Raw genomic sequence first — 19,098 nt, 5'->3', positions numbered from 1 at the left:
CACTCGAATTACGCTCGTGGGCTTCGGTCCACTTGCAGGTCTAAGAATCATCCTTTGAATTGAACCAAATTTGGCAAGTTTCCCAATGATACGTTTGATATTTGGCTTGATCTGTTTCGTCTCGTTGACATTGAGTGGTTCGGCTTTTGCTGCGGTGACGGTACAGCTGTCGCTCCTTGTCGATCGCAGCAGTCAGACCTGGGAAGCGTTTCTGCAAGTCGACGACCCCAACCAGGAAACGTTGGGGCTGGCGGGAATACAAGTGGACGTGGTCGGAAGTGGAGGGGCGACCATTACCGAGTCTTCGGTGCGGCTGCCTAACCCCACCGAAACCTCTGACTTCATGTCCTTCTTTCAGAAGGGATTCACTTCATTCCGATCAAACGGCGCTTCGGGAATTGGGATCTCGGGTGCACAGGACATTTTCAATACGGAGAGCTCAACGGGGAGCGGACGAAACAGTATTTTGGAAGGCGTCGGTGAAATCGCTTTTAGCGAACCCAACGGCTTGCTGGCGAACTGGGACGTGCAGGCTCCCGTGCTGATTGCGTCGGGGGGATACACGGGCAGCGTCGGCACGCTCACCGTCAACGGTTCGCCAGCCACGACCACCCTGTTGCCCGCTTCATTGCCGCCGACGGGAAGCCTGATTCAAACCTTTAGCCCGGCTCAGGTCTCCGGCCAGTCCGTCAGTGTTTCTGCGGTCCCGGAACCGTCTTCTGCGATATTCGTTCTACTGGCGTTTTCTGTCGGCATGATGAGACGTCGCAAAAAATCTTCTTGAGGAATTGATTCGGTCGACCTATGCCAGCAACGACGGCGTCTTGGGGAGGGAACGCGCAGTGAAAACAATGGGCAAAGTTCAGGGTGCACGTCCTGGCCCCCAGGTCCCGCCCAGCTATTTCAGCACCGGTGCATCGATTCCTTGCGACGCCAGGATCGCCAAATACTTTTCCGGTTCGGCTTGAACCCTCCTCACGCACCCTTTGCAGCACAGGAAGATCGGTTTGTCGCCGACCATGACCTTGACCGGATTGCCCATGCTGCCCAGCGGCTCGTCCATCACCGGGCATGTCTTTTGCGCGGCGATCAACGCCGCGTCTTCTTTCGTCGCCGACGAGACCAGAATCCCAGGCGTGCCCGTCAGGTATTTCTCGGGGCTGGCTTTAACCGCATCGACGCAACCGGCACAGCAGACGAAGACGCGATCATCTGTGACGTCGACGGCGACCGGGTCGCCCATGCTGCCGAGCAGTTTGCCGCTGACGGGACAGATTTTCTGACGCGCGATCGCCGCCGCCGCCAACTGCATCTCGCTGGCGGGCACGGTTGCCACCTCTTTGAGTTGAACTCCGCTCCGCGCTAATCCGGGAAGTCCCACCAATTGAAGGTTGATCTCGACCTGGCGTCCGGCGATCTTGGAAAGATTGACCGACGCCGTCAGTCCGCCCTTGCCATCGGGCAGCAAGTCGTACCGGTATCGTTTTGCATCGCCGACGATTCGAAGCGACGCTGCACCGCGACCCGATTGAACCGAATAGGGCTGCCCCGTCGAATCATAAACGTACAGTTCAATGCCGGCTTGTGAAACGACGGTCTCCAGCTGCAACGTGCCGGCCTGCTTTAAAGAACCACCATGTGGCCCCGCCGCGACTTGTCCCGCAACAGACCGGGAAGCCTGCTGCGACACCGCATGCATGTGCCCGGCGTGTCGTTGGTCGGCGGTTTGCTGCTGCGTGTGAGTTTGTTGCGGTGGGTTGGCTTGTTGCGCGGGCGAGGTTGAGACGAGAAGGCCGCCCAGCAGGACGGACAGGATGACAGGACGTTTCATTTCATCAGCTCCATTGAGAGTGAACTGCGAGATTCCGCTCTCGCAGTCGGGTTTAAAGTGACGGTTAAACAGTTGGGTGGAATTCATGTTCCGTTCTTCATCGGATTGCGAAAACACTTTCTTATGCCGCGATGGGCGTTTCCGATGGCGCTGACTCATCGGCGTCGTTCCACAACGGGTCGCTGAGCCCCAACCGCATTTTGCTCTCTAGATAGGCGGAGTAGAGCGTGGGGACGATGAAGGAGCTAAACGGTTCGGCCAGCATGCCTCCGAAAACGGGCAGCGCCATCGCCCGCGCCACGTCCGCCCCACGCCCGGTTGCCAACAAGACGGGGACCAGCGCGGCGAGCGTGGTCACGGTGGTCATCAAGCACGGCCGAATGCGTTTCAGGCCTGCTTCATACACGGTGTCGCGAATGTCTTTGACCGTTTTGATCGTTCGCTTTTTCATCAATTGATGGATGTACGTTGCCATCACGACGCCGTCATCGACGGCCAGACCGAACAGCGCGATAAACCCGACCCAGACGGCCGTGTTGAGCTCGACTTCCATCCAGGCGACCAACACCATCCCGCCGGCAAAGGCGACCGGGATCCCGGTGAAAACGGCAAGCGAAATCGGCAGGTTGCGAAATTCAAAGTAGATCAGCAACAGATTGATGCAGACCACCAATGGGATGATCCACATCAACCTGCGATTGGCCTCGATCTGATTCCGGAAACTGCCGACCGCCTCAAGTGAATAGCCGGCAGGCAGGGACAGATGATTCGGATCCGATTCGGGAAGGGTCTGTGCCCGGAGCAGTTGCCCTTCGATCGCCGAGACCGATTCCAGGTCTCCTTGGATGCCGTTGGTCATGAAGGAGACGTGGGCGACAAGCCGCCCGTTCTCGCTGTTAATGGCCCCCGGCCCCCAGGTCGTTTCCAACGTCGCGAGCTCTTCCAACGGGACCACGGCTCCGCTGTGTGTCACCACGGGCAGACGGCTGAGTTGATCGATCCGTTCCCGAAGATCGCGGTGATAGCGCAGACGCACCGGGTATCGCTCGCGGCCTTCGACCGTTTTGATCAGATTCATTCCCCCCAGCGCCGTTTCAATCACCTGATTAACCGTCGCGGAGTTCATGCCGTAGCGTGACGCGGCTTCGCGATCAACGGTGAATTCGACATACGGCTTTCCCATGACGATGTCGGGGTTCACCGTGCCGGCGTTGATCAACGGCGACTTTTTCAATGCGGCCGCGACATTCATGGCGGCATCGGCCAGCGATTGCAGTTCATCGCCATACACGCGAATCGCCATCGGGGCTTTGATCCCGGATTGCAACATCACGACACGCCCCTCGATCGGCTGCAACGCCGAGGCGGGCGTCACGCCCGGAAGCGTTGCGACACGATTGATTTCGTCCCAGACATCGCGAGCGGTCACGCCGGGTCGCCACTCGTTTTGCGGTTTCAACATGACGTAGGTTTCCACCATCGCCGCGGGGGCCGGGTCGAGCGCCGATTCCGTGCGGCCGATTTTTCCCAACACATCCTTGACCTCGGGAATCTTGCCGATCAACACGTCCTGCGTCTGCAACACTTGCATCGCCTGAGAAAAACTGGCCGCGGGGTAAAGTGTTGGCATGTAGAACCAGCTGCCCTCGTCCAATGCGATCCAGTCGTCACTTTTCAATCCGGTGAAGGTATGTTTCGCTTCGACGTAGCCGGGAAAGTCGTTCAGCTCGGCGCCCAGCCAATTGGCAAACCGTTCGGCCGGTCGCAACACGGTCGGCAACCCGATCCATGCCCCCAGTCCAATGACCAACAGCATGGCGGGGAATGAAAGCGCCAGCACCTTGTGATTGAGCGCATGTCGCAACCGCGCGGCATAGATCCAGCGGACGAACCTGCTGGACGGGATGTCCTCGATCGGGCGGATCCGTTCTCGCATCAAAAACCACCCCAATACGAACCCCAACGCTGCGGCGATCGCGGTCACGATCCAACCGGGCAACTCGAATCGATCCGCAAGGCGATTCCCCCACATGAAATGGCTGGCGACCGCCAGCAACCCCGCCAACGTGATCCCGGACACCGCCGCGGTGGCTTTCCGGTAGGAGGTACTTTTTAGGACCAGACGGCAGAGTGCCGGGACAATGGTCACCGCGGTGACCATGGCCGCGGCGATGGCGAACGTTTTGGTGTACGCCAGCGGCGAAAAAAGTTTGTAATCGCGACCGGTCAGAAAAAAGACGGGCAAGAAGCTGACGATCGTGGTCGCGACCGCGGTGACGACCGCCGGTGCGACTTCGACGGCCGCCTCGTAAACGACCTCGGTCCGTGTCTTGAGCGTCCGCCCCGATGCACTCGGTCGGTGCTCTTGTGCGGACTCCCAATCGGACAGGTGCTGGTAGATGTTCTCGGTGATGATGATGCCCATGTCCACCATCGTGCCGATTGCGATCGCAATGCCGGCCAACGACATGATGTTGGCATCGACATCGACGACGCGCATCGCGATGAACGACATCAGGACGGCGGCCGGCAAACAGACGGCGACGATAAAGCTGCTGCGGAGATGCATCAGGAACAGCAAGATGATGACGGCTGTGATCAGGATTTCGTCACGCAGCGCGTGCGTCAACGTCGCTATCGTCTCGTCGATCAATCCCGTGCGATCATAAACGCCGTGAATCGTCACGCCGCCGAGCGCCGGTTCGATCTGGCTGATTTTGGCTTTCACACGTTCGATCACCGAACGCGGGTTTTCGCCGTATCGCATCACGACGACACCACCGACGGCCTCGGCACCGTTGTAGTCCAGTGCCCCACGTCGAAAGTCCGGCCCCAATTGGACTTTGGCAACGTCGCGGACGCGGACCGGAACACCGCTGCGTTGCAACACGACGGTTTCTTCGATGTCGGCGATGGCTTTGGATTCATCGCCATCGGTGCCCAGAAACCCCTTGCCGCGGACGATGTACTCCATCCCGGTGGATTCGACCGTCTTCGCACCGACATCGACGTTCGAACCCTTGATCGCCGTCGCCAGTTGATCGAGCAAGACGTTGTGAAAACGCAGTTTGTCGGGATCGACCTCGATCTGGTATTGGCGAACGTAGCCCCCGATCGATGCCACTTCGCTGACACCCTCGACCGCCTGCAACTCGTACTTGACGACAAAGTCTTGCAGACTTCGCAGCTCCGCCAGCGTCATGCCCTCCTCAGGCGGCTGTAAAACGTAATAGTAAATCTGGCCGAGCCCGGTTGCATCGGGGCCGAGTTGGGGAACCACACCGTCGGGAAGTTGCGATGCGGCCGTGCCGAGCTGTTCCGAGACACGGCTGCGAGCCCAATAAAAGTCGATCTCATCCTTGAATGTGACTTGGACAAAACTGTAGCCGAACATGCTTTTGCCACGCACCGATTCCGCGCCGGGCACCGCAAGCAGCGACACGCTTAGTGGATACGTGACCTGGTCTTCGATGTCCTTGGGAGAGCGTCCGGGCCACGGAGTCAACACAATGACCTGGTTCTCTCCGACGTTGGGAATCGCATCGATCGGAACAGATTGATAGCTGAACCAGCCGGCAATGCTCAACCCGATCGTCAGCAAGACGACCAGCCAGGGTTCTTTGACGCAAAAACGGATGATGAGGTTAAGCATCGCCCCGCTCCGGTTTGGGAGTGCAGGAGGTGGGAGTGTAGGAGTTGGGAGAAGGGGAGTTGGGAGAAGGGGAGGTGGGAGATGGGGAGGTGGGAGATGGGGAGGTGGAAGATGGGGAGGTGGGAGATGGGGAGGTGGGAGATGGGGAGGTGGGAGATGGGGAGGTGGGAGATGGGGAGGTGGGAGATGGGGAGGTGGGAGATGGGGAGGTGGGAGATGGGGAGGTGGGAGACAGGAGCAGGTGTTGGTCGATTACGGGACAATCACTGTCCAAGTCGTAGCTCGCACTACTCTCCTCCACTCCCGACTCCTCCACTCCCGACTCCTCCACTCCCGACTCCTCCACTCCCGACTCCTCCACTCCCGACTCCTTCACTCCCGACTCCTTCACTCCCGACTCCTTCACTCCCGACTTAAAATCAACGCACCACTTTGACGATCCATGAATCATCGCGACGATCATTCGCAAGATCTCTTCGTAGAACTGGATGGCTTGTTCGGTTGTGTCCGCGTCGAGGTAGCCGTGGGCCGATGCGTATTCGATCCAGACCTGCGTCTCCGCCGCTTCCGCCTCAGCGACGTTCAAAGTGCTGCAAAAATGCTTTTCATAACGTCGCTTTCGCCATGCCTCGGCAACGTTTGCGCTGACACTTCGAGCCGATCGGCGCAACTGATCCGTCAACGAATACATCTCTTCGCGAGGAAACGATTTCGAAAGTTCAAAAATCCGTTTCCCTGCCGCGAATGACTTTTGATAAACGATCAAATCACGATGCGTTCTGATTCTTTCACTCATTTCAAATCTCCTGGTTCCCCATCGATTGACGCCCCAACACACTCTCCTTCACTCCTTCACTCCTTCACTCCTTCACTCCCAACTCCTTCACTCCCAACTCCCCAATTACTTCCCCGCACCTCAGCATCTCAGCGCCCCAATACGGATTGGCCAGTTCGCCGCCGGTTTGCATCCAATCGCCGCCGCCACCGGGAACCATCGGGCAGTAATAGTGAGTCAACCGCTCGGCGGTCTTGGGGCCGCGAGCAACGGTCGCTGCCAGCAACATGGCGTGGCTGACGGTGCGGAACGCACCGCGCGCGGTTTCCAACGAACCATCCATTCGGCCCGCCGCGCTGCGAGCCTTGGCGAATCGCGTCTGAGCCTGGTCGGGGACGTCGGGCAACAATTCCAATCGTGCGAGTGCATCGACCATCGAGTTCAACGCGACGCGGGGCGGTGCCGTGTCGGCCGCCATCGCGGCTTGGATTTCGAAGTAGGCGTTGTAGGCTCGATCAAATTGCACCGCGGAGTCGCCCGTCAACAAAACGGGCTGAGAATCGGGCAGCGAAAGCGGTCCGGGCGGATAGCTGGTCGCCTTGCTGGGATCCAGCAGCGACGGGTTACCGGCAAGCTGCATCTGTGAATCGATGAGAAAGTTGCCGCTGGTCGCGACGACTTCACCGGCAGCGAGTCCTTCGGCGATCACCGCATCGGTGTCGTTCATCGGTCCCACGGTCACGCGTCGGATTTCGAATCGCCCGGGTTCGGTTTCGACGTACAGCACCCCTTGGTCGCCGGCAAGTAAAACGGCGTCGCGAGGTACCGTGACGACCTGCTGACCTTCAACCGGCTCGGGCGAGTATCCGTACTCGGATGTGGGGACCAGCCGCATTCCACACAGCGGACAATCTCCCGGACCGTCGCGAATCACTTGCGGATGCATCGGGCTGATAAACCGATCCGCCAGCGCCGGGTCATACGCTCGATCGCTGGGGATCGCCGGGACGGACAGACGTGCCGTGGCGTAATCGCCGGGCCGCAGCTTGCCGTCAAAATTGATGAACTCGACACGGACGCGAACCGTTCGCGTTTGCTGGTCGACGACGGGATCGATAAACGCAACCCGCCCTGTAAAGACTTCGCCCGGAAGCGATTGAATCTCTGCCTCGACTTGCTGGCCGAACCGAACCAGGGACGCATCGTCGGGAAACAGGTCTAACATCAACCAGACACTGCTGAGGTCGGCGATGCGATAGAGTTTCTGTCCCGTCTTGACATAGTCGCCCTCGACGGCCGACTTCTCGATGACCGTTCCGCTCTGTGGCGACTTGATTCGAATCCGCGACATCGGCTTTCCCGACTCGCGTAACGTCGCGATTTGCTCCTCCGTCATGCCGAGCTCGGACAGCTTTTCCCGAGCCATTTCCTGCATTCCGTTATCGCCGATACTGAATCTGCCCGCCGCTTTACTTTCCAGGCTGGCGACATACTCGGCCTGGGCGGAATACAGATCGGGGCTGTAGACCAGTGCCAGATCTTCTCCTTGATTGACCGTGACGCCGGCATAATTGGCATACATCTTTTCCAACCGGCCATCGATGTACGCGGAGATCGTTGACAATCGGCTTTCTACGAAGTCGATCGATCCGATGGTGCGAATCGTTCGATTCATGTTTGCGGTCTTGCTGACGGCGGTTTGAATTCCGACCAACCGCCTGGCAGCCGGCTCGATCGTGATCGAAACACCATCTCCCTGGCCACCGACGGTTGCCGGCACCAGTTCCATCGCACACACCGGGCAGCGTCCCGGTTCGGTCGATGGCGGCGTGCACATCATCGGGCAGATGTAACGCGTTGGTTCTGCGTTGCCCGTGTCCTCCGCGAGAGCACGGTCACCCGTTGAAAACCCATCGGCCGTCAACCACTGCGTTCGCTGCGCCACGCCAACCATGAACAGCCCCAGTCCGACGACGGCGAGCACGACAGCGGCTTGAACGGCCGTCCGCACCAACCATTCAAATGGACGCTCGCCGTGCCGCGCGGGCGCTGCGTCGTCGGATGAACCCGATGGGGGACCTTGTTCACCCAGCTTCCCGTCACAAACATCGCTGGACACCGCGCCGGGTTCATCGCCCGGCGAGGGGGCATCCGTTTTTGACGTGCTGGTATCTGCTGCCGGAGTGTTCCCGCCACCAACAGACACCTCGGGCACTCGCGTGTTTTCATCGTCTTCCATGTATCCATTCCCGTTTCGAAAAGGGGGGGAATCCAAACCAGACGGTCCCCGCGCAGGGGATCCTGTCGAGGCGTCAAATGGATCAAGCCGAATTGGACGACTGACCGAAGGAGACGGACCTGCGTGGACGTTGCGGATGCGATTCGATTACCGCATCTCACTCCATCAGAGAGACCATCAACGTTGGTCAGAGAAGCAGGAACGCCCAAGACGCAGCGTTCCTATGCGGGGCGCGCTACAACCGCCAAACGCAGAGAGTGCGCTGAGAGAAATGGGGCGCAGCGGTACCGGCACCATGTGCAAAATAGAATCGCCCAGACGCGCTGATCAGGTGCCCCGTCAAATCGCGATCGATCAAGGTTGCGACCAGAACCAAATCACGAAGCTCATTGGCCGGAACGCGTATCGGCGCGGGAATTGCCGGTTCGGGATCCAATCCGCAACGACATCCGCCGACGTTGACGGCCTGTGGATCGAGATCACCCGAGGAGGGAGCGATAAATGCTCCCGCCCCCTGTTTCGACCCGTGTTTTGCCCGGCCGCAGCATCCATCGCTGGTTTCTGACGCTGCCCGACAACAACCACATCGTTCACGTTCGTCGTCAACAACGCAGCACTGGCACGACGGCCCCCCGGATTCCGCACAATCAGGTCGCGTGTCATGGCAACTCTGCTGCGCCCCCGCCACCGGCTGGATCGCCACCAGGACGACCAGGCAAAGATTGAGGACGGTGCGAGTTAGGGGGAAGTTTTGCAAGGAAATCGTCCGAATGGATACACAGGTGCTGTAAACAACTATATGGGAAATCGGGGCAAAGTGTTCAAGAGGAATCCTGACGCCCCTGCTCGAACGTCCCTGGTCCGGCACACCATGAATTGTACTCCACCCCAGGAAACTCGCCATGGAACGGCGTCGATCAGTCATCTCTGGAACGCATTGCTCGCAAACGCTGTTGCTGCTGACGGCCGTGTTCTCGCTTCTCGGCTGCGCCGCAAATCCATCGATCCGTCCGCTCTCGGGGAGACACTTTGGGGGCACGTTGCCGGAGGCAGACGTCTGCGACACTGCGGCCTCTACCCCATCGCCGGCTGATTCCCCGTCGAAAGCCTCTGGCGAGGCTCAAAACGACCCGGTCGATTCTTCTCGGGTCGACCTCGCATCTGCGGTCGCAGAAAACGACGCCGTGGTCGCAACCCGGGAATTCGTCGACCTGCTGCGTGTTGACTCGGCTCAGGAAGACGAGGAAGCCGCCGGACAAGCGACACAGGCGAGTCACGGCGGCGCCCAGTCGGTGGACTATTTCGTCGGTATCGCATTGTCGAGACACCCCAAGATCCTCGCCGCCCGCAACCGCGTCTCCGCAGCGGTGAACTTGATTCCACAGGCCCGCGCGCTGCCCGATCCGATGTTCAGCAACACGTTTTGGCCGATTCATGACCAGGCGCTCCAGACCGCCGCCGGACGAGTCGGGAATCAAATGAGTCTCAGCCAGCAGATTCCGTTCCCCCAAAAGCTCGATGCGAAGGCATCGATCGCGAGCCATGAAGTGCGCATGGCACAAGCCGAGGTCGATGCGATCGAACGTGAGATCACCGAATCGGTGAGGCTAGCGTACTACGAGATCTGGTTCGCCGGACGCGCGATCGAGATTATTCAGGAAACTCGTGAATTGGTCGAAGATTTGACCGAGGTAGCCGAGGCGCGTTACCGAAGCGGTGGTTCCCAGCAAGATGTGCTGCGTGCCCAATTAGAAGCCGATCGCATCGACGACCAACTGGTCACCCTGAGGCAACAAAAGCAGGTGGCTCAAGCCGATTTGGCGGCTTTGTTACAACAACCGGTCGACATGCTGCCCGAGACGAGCGATCAGTTGGAGACCGCAAGCTCTCCCGAACAGCTGGAAGCATTGATTGCGCTGGCCGAGCAATGCAATCCGACGCTTCAGGGGCTTGCCGCCGAGTTCGCCCGGGATCGCAGCAAAGAAAGCCTGGCCTGTTTGCAGCAGTATCCGGACTTGACCGTCGGCATGCACTGGGGGTTGGTCAACGATAACCATGACGTGATCAGCCCGGTCGCCAACGGCCATGACAACATCAGCTTCACCGTCGGCACGACCTTGCCCATCTGGCGAAGCAAGATCACCGCGGGGATTCGCGAGGCTGCCAGTCGCAGGTCCAGCACGGCGCAGCGGCTGGAGGCGGAACGCGATTCGTTGTACGGCAAAGTTCGCCGGCTTGCCGCACAAGCCGATGCGTTGATCCAGCAGCGGTCCATCTACGAGAATCGCATCATCCCCCGCACCGAAGACACGCTCAAACTGGCGATCTCCGATTATCGAGGCAAGCGAGCAGATTTCTTTTCGTTGATCGAGACCTATCGCGAATTGCTGATGTTCGAAACACAACTCGCACGGATCGAAGCGACCCTGGCCGGCACGATCGCACAAATCGACCGAACCGTGGGTTGCCCAGCGAATTGAATCGCTTTGGCGCTCGCCAGAGAATGCACAGTCACGGCGGGTCCGCAACCATCACCGGAAACGGGTTGGGAACGAATGACGCGGGCATCGGCGCTGGTGTTTAGCCTTTAGACGATTCCCGGTCGCTACGTCGCAGCGCCCCCCGGCAACTCGCGGGACCGTCCAGCTTAGGGCGGAGGCGAAACGCGACGAATCCTAATACGCCGGCCGATTGGGTATGAGGTGGTCGGTGGATGGGTGTACGACGTCCTTTCCAGGTCGTCGCGCTGAGCCCCACGGGCGACGGCCCGGAAGGGCCATCGTACTCCAAGAAAAGCATCGACTTAAGCTGGACGGTCCCTTTAGACGATTCCCGGTCGCGGCGTCGCAACGCCCTCCGGTGATTCGCGGGACCGTCCGGCGATGCACCAGGCAACACGCTAATGCGCGTGTCCCTCGTGATCTCCTTCATTGAAGTCCCCTGCGTACGGCGTTTCCTCGATCACACCACTCACGGTTCCGGCGTACTCTTGAACGACGCCTAGCTTTTCGTGGTTGCCGACAAAACGCGAAGCCATTCCCTCCGGGTCACCCTCCTGTGGTGACGCGTTGAGAGTCAGCTGCATCTCGGGATTGGAAATGCTCAACTCGATCGACTCCGCCTCGATCGGAACCGGTGTTTTTTCATCCGGTCCGAGGATGTAGACCGTGGCTTCTTGATTGTCGTGGTTCACAGTGAACTCGGGATGGTATTTTCCACCGCCCCAGTCGGCCACGGTCCCGTCGTGTGGCCCGATGCCGTGGCCGTGCCCCTTGACACTGTGGTCACGTTGATCTTCGTCATCGCTGTGGTCCTGTGCAGCTTCCGCTGAAGTCGCCGGGGTCTCGGGCTCCGTCGAGGATTGGCAACCGGCAGCGAGCAACAGTGCAGGGAGGAACACTAGGAAAGCATACATTTTCATGGGTTCAGTCCATTAAATCGAAGTCACTTGTTCAGCGTCCGCCAAACGCTTGGCGTCTCTTCCGCTGAATTTCCAAAACAGTCCTGGGTGAATCAGGAACTCACAAAAGGTCGATGTGATCAGGCCGCCCAGAATCACCGTGGCGACCGGGTAGAGAATCTCTCTGCCGGGTTCTTGTCCTCCCAGCACCAGTGGGATCAGTCCGATGCCGGCCGTCAACGCGGTCATCAGAACCGGCGCGAGTCGCTCCAGACTGCCCCGGATGATCATTGATTGCGAAAAACTCTCACCTTCTTCTTTCATCAGGTGAAAGTAATGGGTGACCAGCAGAATCCCGTTGCGTACTGCGATGCCACCCAAGGAGATGAAACCGACCAGACTGGCCACGGTCAGGTTCTGCTGGGTCACGACCAATGCGAGCACCCCGCCGATAAATGCGGTCGGCAACGCGTTGAGAATCTGTAAAACGATCCGCACCGAAGGAAACAGGATCATCAACACGCCAAACATCCCGAGGACGGAGACCCCGGCAAGGATCACGATCAATCGTGTTGCATTCTGTTGGCTCTCGAACTGTCCGGCGTATTCCACGTAGTAGCCGACAGGCATCGAGACTTGATCGCCGATTCGCGTCTGAATCTCGGCCACCGCGCCGGCCAAGTCACGGCCTTGGGTGTTGCAACGAATCACAATCCGTCGACGCGCGTTTTCGCGATTAACCGAATTGGGACCAGTTCCTTCGTAGATACTGGCCACGTCGCGCAATTCGATTTGCCCTCTTTCTGTTTGACCGCTTTCGTGTGGCAAATCGATCCGAAGCCGTCCCAGATTCGCATAGTCCGTCCGGTATTCCTCTTCCAATCGAATCAGCAAATCGAAACGACGCTGACCTTCCAAGACCTCCGAGACCACGGTCCCTTGCAATGCCGTTTGCAGCACGTCGGCGACGTACTGGCGGGTCAGACCGAACAGGGCCAAGTCGTCGCCGCGCAATTCGATGTGCAGTTCGGAGGTCATGCGGACCGGTTCAACGATCGGCGGAGTGATTCCCTGGACATCGGCAATGGAATCCTTTACCTGTTCGGAGAGCGCGAGCAACGTGTTCAGATCATCGCCGTGAATCTTGATCGCGATCTGAGCATAGACCCCCGACACCATGTGGCTGATCAAGTGAGCCAGCGGTTGTTCGACTTCGATGTCCACGCCCGGAACTTCGGTCTTAATCCGTTCGAGCAACTCGGCAAGCATTTCCTCGCGTCCCTGCTGGGCGTCGGGGTTCATGCTCAGGATGTATTCCCCAAAGTTGACCGGCGAAGCGTGCTCGTCCATCTCGGCCCGACCGGTTCGGCGGACAAAGTTCAATACCTCGCCGTCCGGGTTGTCCGCGGATTGCTGCATGCTCTTGAACACACCGTCGATCGATTCGGACACCTGATTCGATGCTTCCAGCGATGATCCCGGTGGCAAGGTCACGTTGACCTGGACACTGCCTTCGTCAAACGGAGGCAGGAAGTTGCGTCCGAGCGTTGACAACTGGATCGCGGCAACCGCGACAACCAGCCATGTCACGATCAGCAAACTGCCGGGAATCGCCATGCTGGTTCGAATCAATGGGATCGCCAACGACTTCAGCACGCGGAGCAAGAATCCGTCTTGTTCCCGATGCGTCGCACCAGCCCCCGGCAACAAGTAGAACGACAAAACCGGCGTAAGGGTCAACGAAACAGCGAACGAAGCGAGAATCGAAACGATGTAGGCAAATCCCAACGGTGCAAACAAACGTCCTTCGACACCGGACAACGCGAACAGCGGCAGGAACACTAGAATGACGACGGTGGTGCCGAAAAGGATGGCGCTGCGAATCTCCTTGCTGGCTTCATAGACCACTTGGATGGCAGGTTGCGGTGTTTCGCGGGAATGGTTCTCTTTTAAACGCCTGAAGATATTTTCAACGTCGACGATGGCGTCATCGACCAGTTCGCCCATCGCGACGGCAATCCCCCCCAGTGTCATGACGTTGATAGAAAGTTCACTGCTGCTCAGCCACCCGATGATGCGAAAGACCAGTGTGGTGATGACCAGCGACAGGGGGATCGCGGTCAACGTGATGAACGTCGTGCGGAAGTTCAGCAGGAACAAGAACAGCACGATGATGACCAACGTCGCACCGATGACCAATGCTTCGGCGACATTAAAGATCCCTCGGTCGATAAAGTTCTTCAGACGAAAAAGTTCGGAGTTGATCACGATCTCTGCCGGAAGCGAGGCTTCGACCTCCTCCAAAGCCGCCGCGACATCGTCGGTCAATGTGCGTGTGTCGACATGGGGCTGCTTGACGACGGTAAAGACGATTCCGCCTTCACCGTTGACGCTGCCATCTCCTCGTTTTAGTTCTGGGCCTTCCAGCACCCTGGCAACCTGATCCAGCAAGACGGTTCGCTTGGGGTGTTTCGCGACTGCGATCTTCTTCAAGTCGTCGACGATGTTGCGATTCCCGCTTCCGAGCCGCCCGAGGACTCGGATCGGCCGCTCGGTTTCTCCCGTGATCGCGAAACCGCCGCTGGTGTTGATGTTGCTCTCTCGCAATGCTTTTTCGACGTCTTGCACGGTCACGTCGTATTCCAACAAGGCGGTTGGATCCAGCAAAACTTGGTATTGCTTTCGGTCGCCCCCCTGCATGAAAACCTCGGCAACTCCGGTGACCTTCAGCAATCGCGGTCGGATCACCCAATCCGCAATCGTCCGCAGTTCCAACGATTGTTTGGTTCGAGTGGCGAACAGCACGTCATGCTGTTTTCCGTCAATTTCAAGCCTTGCCGTTCCAGCGAGATCGTTGGTGCTTGCATCGGGGGCATTGGCCCAGTCGAGAAGTTGTGATTCCACAGGTTCCCAGCTGGAAAAATCGTGGCGATCCCCCGCAGACCAGACTCGAATCGTTGGACCATCACCTTGTCCGACGAGTTCTGCGATGGCGTCGGTCCCACCGACCGGCGCCAAAACACCTCCGCCGGGGCCGCGCTGGCGATAGATGCCCGCCACCACGATTTGCCCCATGATCGAGGAAGGCGGCGTCATTTGCGGGCGGATGCCCTCCGGGAGGATTCCCTCCAGAGTGCTCAACCGCTCGCTGACCGTTTGACGGGCGGCGCGTATCTGTGTCGCCCAGTCAAATTCGATATAGATGACGTTCAGCCCGGCCGTGGTTTGGCTGCGCACCGCCTGGACTCCGCTGGCCCCCATCAAGGCGATTTCGATCGGTTGTGTGACCAGCGTTTCGACCTCTTCGGTCGCCAGCCCGGGCGCCTCGGTGATGACCACGACGCGTGGCCGGTCAAGATCGGGAAAGACGTCGATGGTCATTTCGGCCGCCAGATAAGCCCCATAAACCAAGATCACCAAGCTGGTGATCAAAACCAGCGTTCGATAACGCAGTGAAAGTCGGATAATTGAATCAAGCATGGGGAATCACCCGTCAGTGAGCGGCGTGTACGGTTCCATCGGCATGCACATGCAGCCCCGGTTGCTCGCCGCTCGCGGTCTGAGCTTTCAGCACGCGATTGAGTGAGGCAGCCGCGTTTTGTGCGAAGTAGGCGCCCGGCGTCATGCTGCCGTCATTCGCAATCACGACATGGCGGCGGTCTTGGTGCAACACGTGCACCGAGAAGCGGTTGAACAAGTCTCCGTTCTGGCGGAAGACATACGACTCCGATCCTTCGTTGACGACTGCATCGGCAGGCATGACGAATACGTTATCCAGTTGTTCAACCGGGACGTGAATACGTGCTCGTTGGCCGGGGCGAAATCGCCAAACAAGAAAGGTTTCCTCGTTTTTCCTATACGATCGCGACTGGTTGGACAGCGGGACAAAAAAATCGAAGGTGCGACTGTCCGGATCGATCGTGTTGGACAGGTGGCGAATCGAAAACGTTTGCTCCAGGTCGGGCCAGTTCCCCGGTGTGTCGTCGGCAAACTCGATCTCGATGACGCGTCCCTGCTGCGCGGCAGCTTCCAAAAAAACGGCTTCGCGTTTGAACGCATGCCCAACGACATACAACGATTGATGGTTCGAAAGGTCCGCAATCACCTGACCCGCCTGGACGGTTTGCCCAAGCTCCACCCGCAACTGCTGGACTTCATAGGCAATCCACCGGTCCGGTTGATCCGCGACGATAAAACTTGCCTCGACGACGGCCCGATCGTTTCCTTCGGTCGTGACGCGGTCCAGTGACCGGGGCTGCGGCGCGACGATTTCAATCGTCGAGACGAAGTTGCCCGATTCAATTTGCTCGATCTGCTCGTGTCGCAGCCCGCGTGTGAGCAACTCTTGCCGGGAAGCCTGGACTTGTGTTTGCTGTCGCTTGATCTCGTTCCTGAGCTCAATCACGCGGCTGCCAGAGACACCGCCGACGCTGGCGAGTCCGGTGACGCGATCTAGTTCTGCCTGGACAAGCAAGATTTCCTGAGCCGCCTTGAAAAGCGCCGTCTGCGTCGCCTGCAAGTACTCGCTGAAAAGCTGTAACGTCACCAGGGGCTCGCCCGGTTGCACCGTGTCACCGGGATACACGTGAATCTGTGACACGACACCGACGGCGGGTGACGTGACGCCACGGTCGGAGACGCCGGGACGATCCTGAACCATGCCTGGAATCGTTACGACGCGCCAATAGTCGGTGGGCTTCACCGCTTTGGAGACCAGATTCAGATTCTTCCTCGCTTGCGGGTTGAGCTCGAGCACCTCCAATTCGGTCGATGCCGAATCAGAGCTCCCGTCATGAGGTTGGGGCGTCGTCGGCGGTGGAATCAGTTGGGCGCGAAACGCCCACAGCCCGCCCAGACAAACCAGGACCACCGCCGGACCGGCCAGCACGCGAATCGCTTTTTTTATTGACATGATTCGAAACCTCACGCGGATGGCGGACGAACGAAGACGCACGACCATCAACGGCGCAGGGGGAAGCGGTTTCGGCTCAAATCCGGTAACGGATCGAACACCAATGCCGCAGAACGAGGGGAAAGAACGTAGCAATCAGCAGGCGAACAAACGTGCTCGCGGCTGGTCTGGCTACAACCTCAGCGCAGCATGAAGCAGAAAGAGAGGGAGCTGGCCGGTTCGTCGTTCGACGGGCGGATCGACAGCGCTGGCCAATGCTGGAACGAAACGGTCGGTTGCTCCAACAGCGACTCCTTGCAGCAACTCTCGTTGAACATCAACGGGCTTGGCAGTGCAAGCGTAGTCGGAACCGGAAGCGAGATAGACCGCCGTCGAATCGTGGTCCATCGGGACGTCGATCGATTCAACGCTCGGCGACAAGAGCTTCCCGCCACACGTTGTGCCCGTTTGGACGTGAGTGCCGGCTTCGCACTCATGACCATCGGCAGCGTGGCGATGCCCGCCCACATGGATGTGCGGACGAATTGCGTGATCTGAGGGCACAATTTCTCCCGGATGGGAATGCGCGAACGCATTCCCAAAGGTCAAAAATGGCAACAGGACAAACGCAACGAACCGGTTCAAACGCAACTCTCCTCAATAGACGGACAGCTGCAGTATACGCCGCCGGTCGCATCCCGTCCAAGAGCGCTTGCTTGGAATGCGACCTTCCCTGCCGACGTCTCCTCCGCCACGACGTCCTGTGGAGCCGGTGAGATTAGCGGAGAGGGATGCCGGCGGGTCGATTGCGAACCACTCCGGTCGTTGATCATTCGAAGGTCGCACGTTAACAGCGCGAGGAACGCTTGCGATACGCTGGCCCGGCATTTGCGGCGTCAAGGTCTTCGAACCTCCCCGCGGATGACAAGTGAGAAGGGCCTGATGAGCGAATCGAATTCACAAGCCGAAGAATACCAAGAAGACAGTCTCTCCTTGACCGGGTCGGTCGCGATGGGGACCGGCGTGATGATCGGAGCCGGCATCTTCGCTTTGACCGGTCAGGTTGCCGAACAGACGGGGGGGCTGTTTCCATACGCGTTTCTGGCCGCGGCCGTCGTCGCCGGGTTTAGCGCCTACTCCTACATCAAGATGGCCCAGCAGTATCCCTCCGCCGGCGGCATCGCAATGTTTCTGATGAAGGCCTATGGAAAGGGGACGGTCACGGCCGGCATGGCGCTCTTGATGTACTTTTCCATGGTCATCAATGAGAGCCTTGTCGCGCGAACCTTTGGGACGTACACGTTGCAGTTGTTCGATGCCAAAGACAACCAATTCTTGGTGCCTGCCTTGGGAGTCGGTTTGTTGGTCCTGGCCTTTATCATCAATATCCTGGGCAACCAATTCATTGGGACATTCTCAACCGTCACCGCGGTGATCAAGATCGCGGGGATCGTCATCTTTGCAGCCGCTGGACTGTGGGTTTCCGGGCTGACCTTCGAGGGTGCTGGCGTATCTGAAAAATCGTCCGCGGGCGGTTTTTTGTCCGCCACCGCCCTCGCGTTGCTGGCTTACAAGGGCTTCACCACCATCACCAACAGCGGCTCGGAGATCGTGAATCCGGAAAAGAACATCGGCCGCTCAATCATGATCTCACTGTCGATCTGTTTGGTGGTTTACTTGTTGGTCGCATTTGCGGTCGCCGGGAATCTGTCGGTTTCAGAGATCATCGAAAGTCGCGACTTTGCACTGGCAGAAGCCGCTCGCCCGGCGTTCGGCGACGGGGGAATCTACTTCACCGCTGGACTGGCAATCGTGGCGACCATTTCCGGTCTGATCGCCAGCACGTTTGCGGTTTCACGAATGCTGGCGATGCTTAGTGAGATGAACTTGGTGCCGCACCGACATTTCGGGATGCCGGGAAGCATCCAAAAACACACGTTGGTCTACACCGTGGTCTTCGCGATCACGCTGACGCTTCTGTTTGACCTGTCGCGGATCGCGTCGCTGGGAGCAATCTTTTACATCGTGATGGACATGGCGGTCCATTGGGGCGTGCTGAGACGCGTGCGTGAAGAAATCCAAGCCAATCGGTGGATCCCGATCGGCGCGTTACTGCTGGATGCAGTGATTCTTGCCGCATTCGTGTGGATGAAGGCCAACAGCGACATGTTGGTCATCTGGGTTGCTCTGGGTGGGATCGTCGTCATCTTCGTCGGCGAAAAACTGTTCCTGACGTGGAATGACGATGCCGACGATCACGAACACCAGCACGCCTAGTGGGTACGGCCAAAGCTTCGGTTTCCGGTTTGC

General features: G+C 58.7%; 12 protein-coding genes. 5 read left to right on the top strand and 7 right to left on the bottom strand.

Annotation, left to right across the window (positions count from 1 at the left end; genetic code table 11):
• The first annotated feature begins 70 nt into the window (after positions 1-70).
• Positions 71-784 carry a PEP-CTERM sorting domain-containing protein gene (locus tag Mal15_RS12545; protein WP_147868079.1) on the top strand — a complete coding sequence of 238 codons (714 nt, stop codon included), beginning with the start codon at positions 71-73 and terminating at the stop codon, positions 782-784.
• 114 nt (positions 785-898) lie between these two features.
• On the opposite strand, the gene Mal15_RS12540 is transcribed toward Mal15_RS12545, so the two are convergent.
• From Mal15_RS12540 to Mal15_RS12520, 4 genes are all read right to left on the bottom strand, one after another.
• Positions 899-1,831, bottom strand: coding sequence for a hypothetical protein (locus tag Mal15_RS12540; protein ID WP_233903423.1), 933 nt, complete (start codon positions 1,829-1,831; stop codon positions 899-901).
• 121 nt (positions 1,832-1,952) lie between these two features.
• On the bottom strand, positions 1,953-5,483 hold the full coding sequence (locus Mal15_RS12535; RefSeq protein ID WP_147868078.1) for an efflux RND transporter permease subunit: 3,531 nt from the start codon (positions 5,481-5,483) through the stop codon (positions 1,953-1,955).
• Complete coding sequence (locus tag Mal15_RS35010) at positions 5,476-6,279, bottom strand: four helix bundle protein (RefSeq protein WP_199773854.1); 804 nt, start codon at positions 6,277-6,279, stop codon at positions 5,476-5,478. The genes Mal15_RS12535 and Mal15_RS35010 overlap by 8 nt, the downstream gene beginning before the upstream one ends.
• A gap of 64 nt (positions 6,280-6,343) precedes the next feature.
• The gene (locus tag Mal15_RS12520; protein WP_147868077.1) at positions 6,344-8,497 is read right to left on the bottom strand and encodes an efflux RND transporter periplasmic adaptor subunit; all 2,154 of its coding nucleotides are present in this window, start codon (positions 8,495-8,497) and stop codon (positions 6,344-6,346) included.
• A gap of 902 nt (positions 8,498-9,399) precedes the next feature.
• Between Mal15_RS12520 and Mal15_RS12515 the strand changes: the two genes are divergently transcribed.
• Entirely contained in the window at positions 9,400-10,977 is a 1,578-nt protein-coding gene (locus Mal15_RS12515) for a TolC family protein (RefSeq protein ID WP_147868076.1), read from the top strand.
• A 419-nt stretch (positions 10,978-11,396) separates the two neighbouring features.
• Here Mal15_RS12515 and Mal15_RS12510 read toward each other — a convergent pair whose 3' ends face one another.
• Genes Mal15_RS12510 through Mal15_RS12500 form a run of 3 tightly spaced genes read right to left on the bottom strand, consistent with a single transcriptional unit; the run spans position 11,397 to position 16,809 of the window.
• Positions 11,397-11,918, bottom strand: coding sequence for a hypothetical protein (locus Mal15_RS12510; RefSeq protein ID WP_147868075.1), 522 nt, complete (start codon positions 11,916-11,918; stop codon positions 11,397-11,399).
• Between the two features lie 12 nt (positions 11,919-11,930).
• Entirely contained in the window at positions 11,931-15,377 is a 3,447-nt protein-coding gene (locus Mal15_RS12505; protein ID WP_147868074.1) for an efflux RND transporter permease subunit, read from the bottom strand.
• A 13-nt stretch (positions 15,378-15,390) separates the two neighbouring features.
• Positions 15,391-16,809, bottom strand: a complete 1,419-nt coding sequence (locus Mal15_RS12500; RefSeq protein ID WP_147868073.1) for an efflux RND transporter periplasmic adaptor subunit — start codon at positions 16,807-16,809, stop codon at positions 15,391-15,393.
• Here Mal15_RS12500 and Mal15_RS12495 point away from each other — a divergent pair.
• From Mal15_RS12495 to Mal15_RS12485, 3 genes are all read left to right on the top strand, one after another.
• Entirely contained in the window at positions 16,808-17,002 is a 195-nt protein-coding gene (locus Mal15_RS12495; protein ID WP_147868072.1) for a hypothetical protein, read from the top strand. The two genes, Mal15_RS12500 and Mal15_RS12495, sit on opposite strands and share 2 nt — an antisense overlap.
• Positions 16,999-17,346, top strand: a complete 348-nt coding sequence (locus tag Mal15_RS12490) for a hypothetical protein (RefSeq protein WP_147868071.1) — start codon at positions 16,999-17,001, stop codon at positions 17,344-17,346. The genes Mal15_RS12495 and Mal15_RS12490 overlap by 4 nt, the downstream gene beginning before the upstream one ends.
• A 384-nt stretch (positions 17,347-17,730) precedes the next feature.
• Entirely contained in the window at positions 17,731-19,065 is a 1,335-nt protein-coding gene (locus tag Mal15_RS12485; RefSeq protein ID WP_147868070.1) for an APC family permease, read from the top strand.
• Positions 19,066-19,098 lie beyond the last annotated feature (33 nt).

Origin of the sequence: Stieleria maiorica, from assembly GCF_008035925.1 — a bacterium.
Lineage (GTDB): Bacteria > Planctomycetota > Planctomycetia > Pirellulales > Pirellulaceae > Stieleria > Stieleria maiorica.
Note: the sequence above shows the minus strand (reverse complement) of the source record. Positions and strands in the feature narration are given on the sequence as shown.

Coding starts and splice junctions, on each gene's coding strand:
- Mal15_RS12500 (WP_147868073.1), bottom strand. CDS start 16,809: ATGTCAATAAAAAAAGCGATTCGCGTGCTGGCCGGTCCGGCGGTGGTC.
- Mal15_RS12535 (WP_147868078.1), bottom strand. CDS start 5,483: ATGCTTAACCTCATCATCCGTTTTTGCGTCAAAGAACCCTGGCTGGTC.
- Mal15_RS12540 (WP_233903423.1), bottom strand. CDS start 1,831: ATGAAACGTCCTGTCATCCTGTCCGTCCTGCTGGGCGGCCTTCTCGTC.
- Mal15_RS12520 (WP_147868077.1), bottom strand. CDS start 8,497: ATGGAAGACGATGAAAACACGCGAGTGCCCGAGGTGTCTGTTGGTGGC.
- Mal15_RS12495 (WP_147868072.1), top strand. CDS start 16,808: ATGATTCGAAACCTCACGCGGATGGCGGACGAACGAAGACGCACGACC.
- Mal15_RS12485 (WP_147868070.1), top strand. CDS start 17,731: ATGAGCGAATCGAATTCACAAGCCGAAGAATACCAAGAAGACAGTCTC.
- Mal15_RS12505 (WP_147868074.1), bottom strand. CDS start 15,377: ATGCTTGATTCAATTATCCGACTTTCACTGCGTTATCGAACGCTGGTT.
- Mal15_RS12515 (WP_147868076.1), top strand. CDS start 9,400: ATGGAACGGCGTCGATCAGTCATCTCTGGAACGCATTGCTCGCAAACG.
- Mal15_RS35010 (WP_199773854.1), bottom strand. CDS start 6,279: ATGAGTGAAAGAATCAGAACGCATCGTGATTTGATCGTTTATCAAAAG.
- Mal15_RS12510 (WP_147868075.1), bottom strand. CDS start 11,918: ATGAAAATGTATGCTTTCCTAGTGTTCCTCCCTGCACTGTTGCTCGCT.
- Mal15_RS12490 (WP_147868071.1), top strand. CDS start 16,999: ATGAAGCAGAAAGAGAGGGAGCTGGCCGGTTCGTCGTTCGACGGGCGG.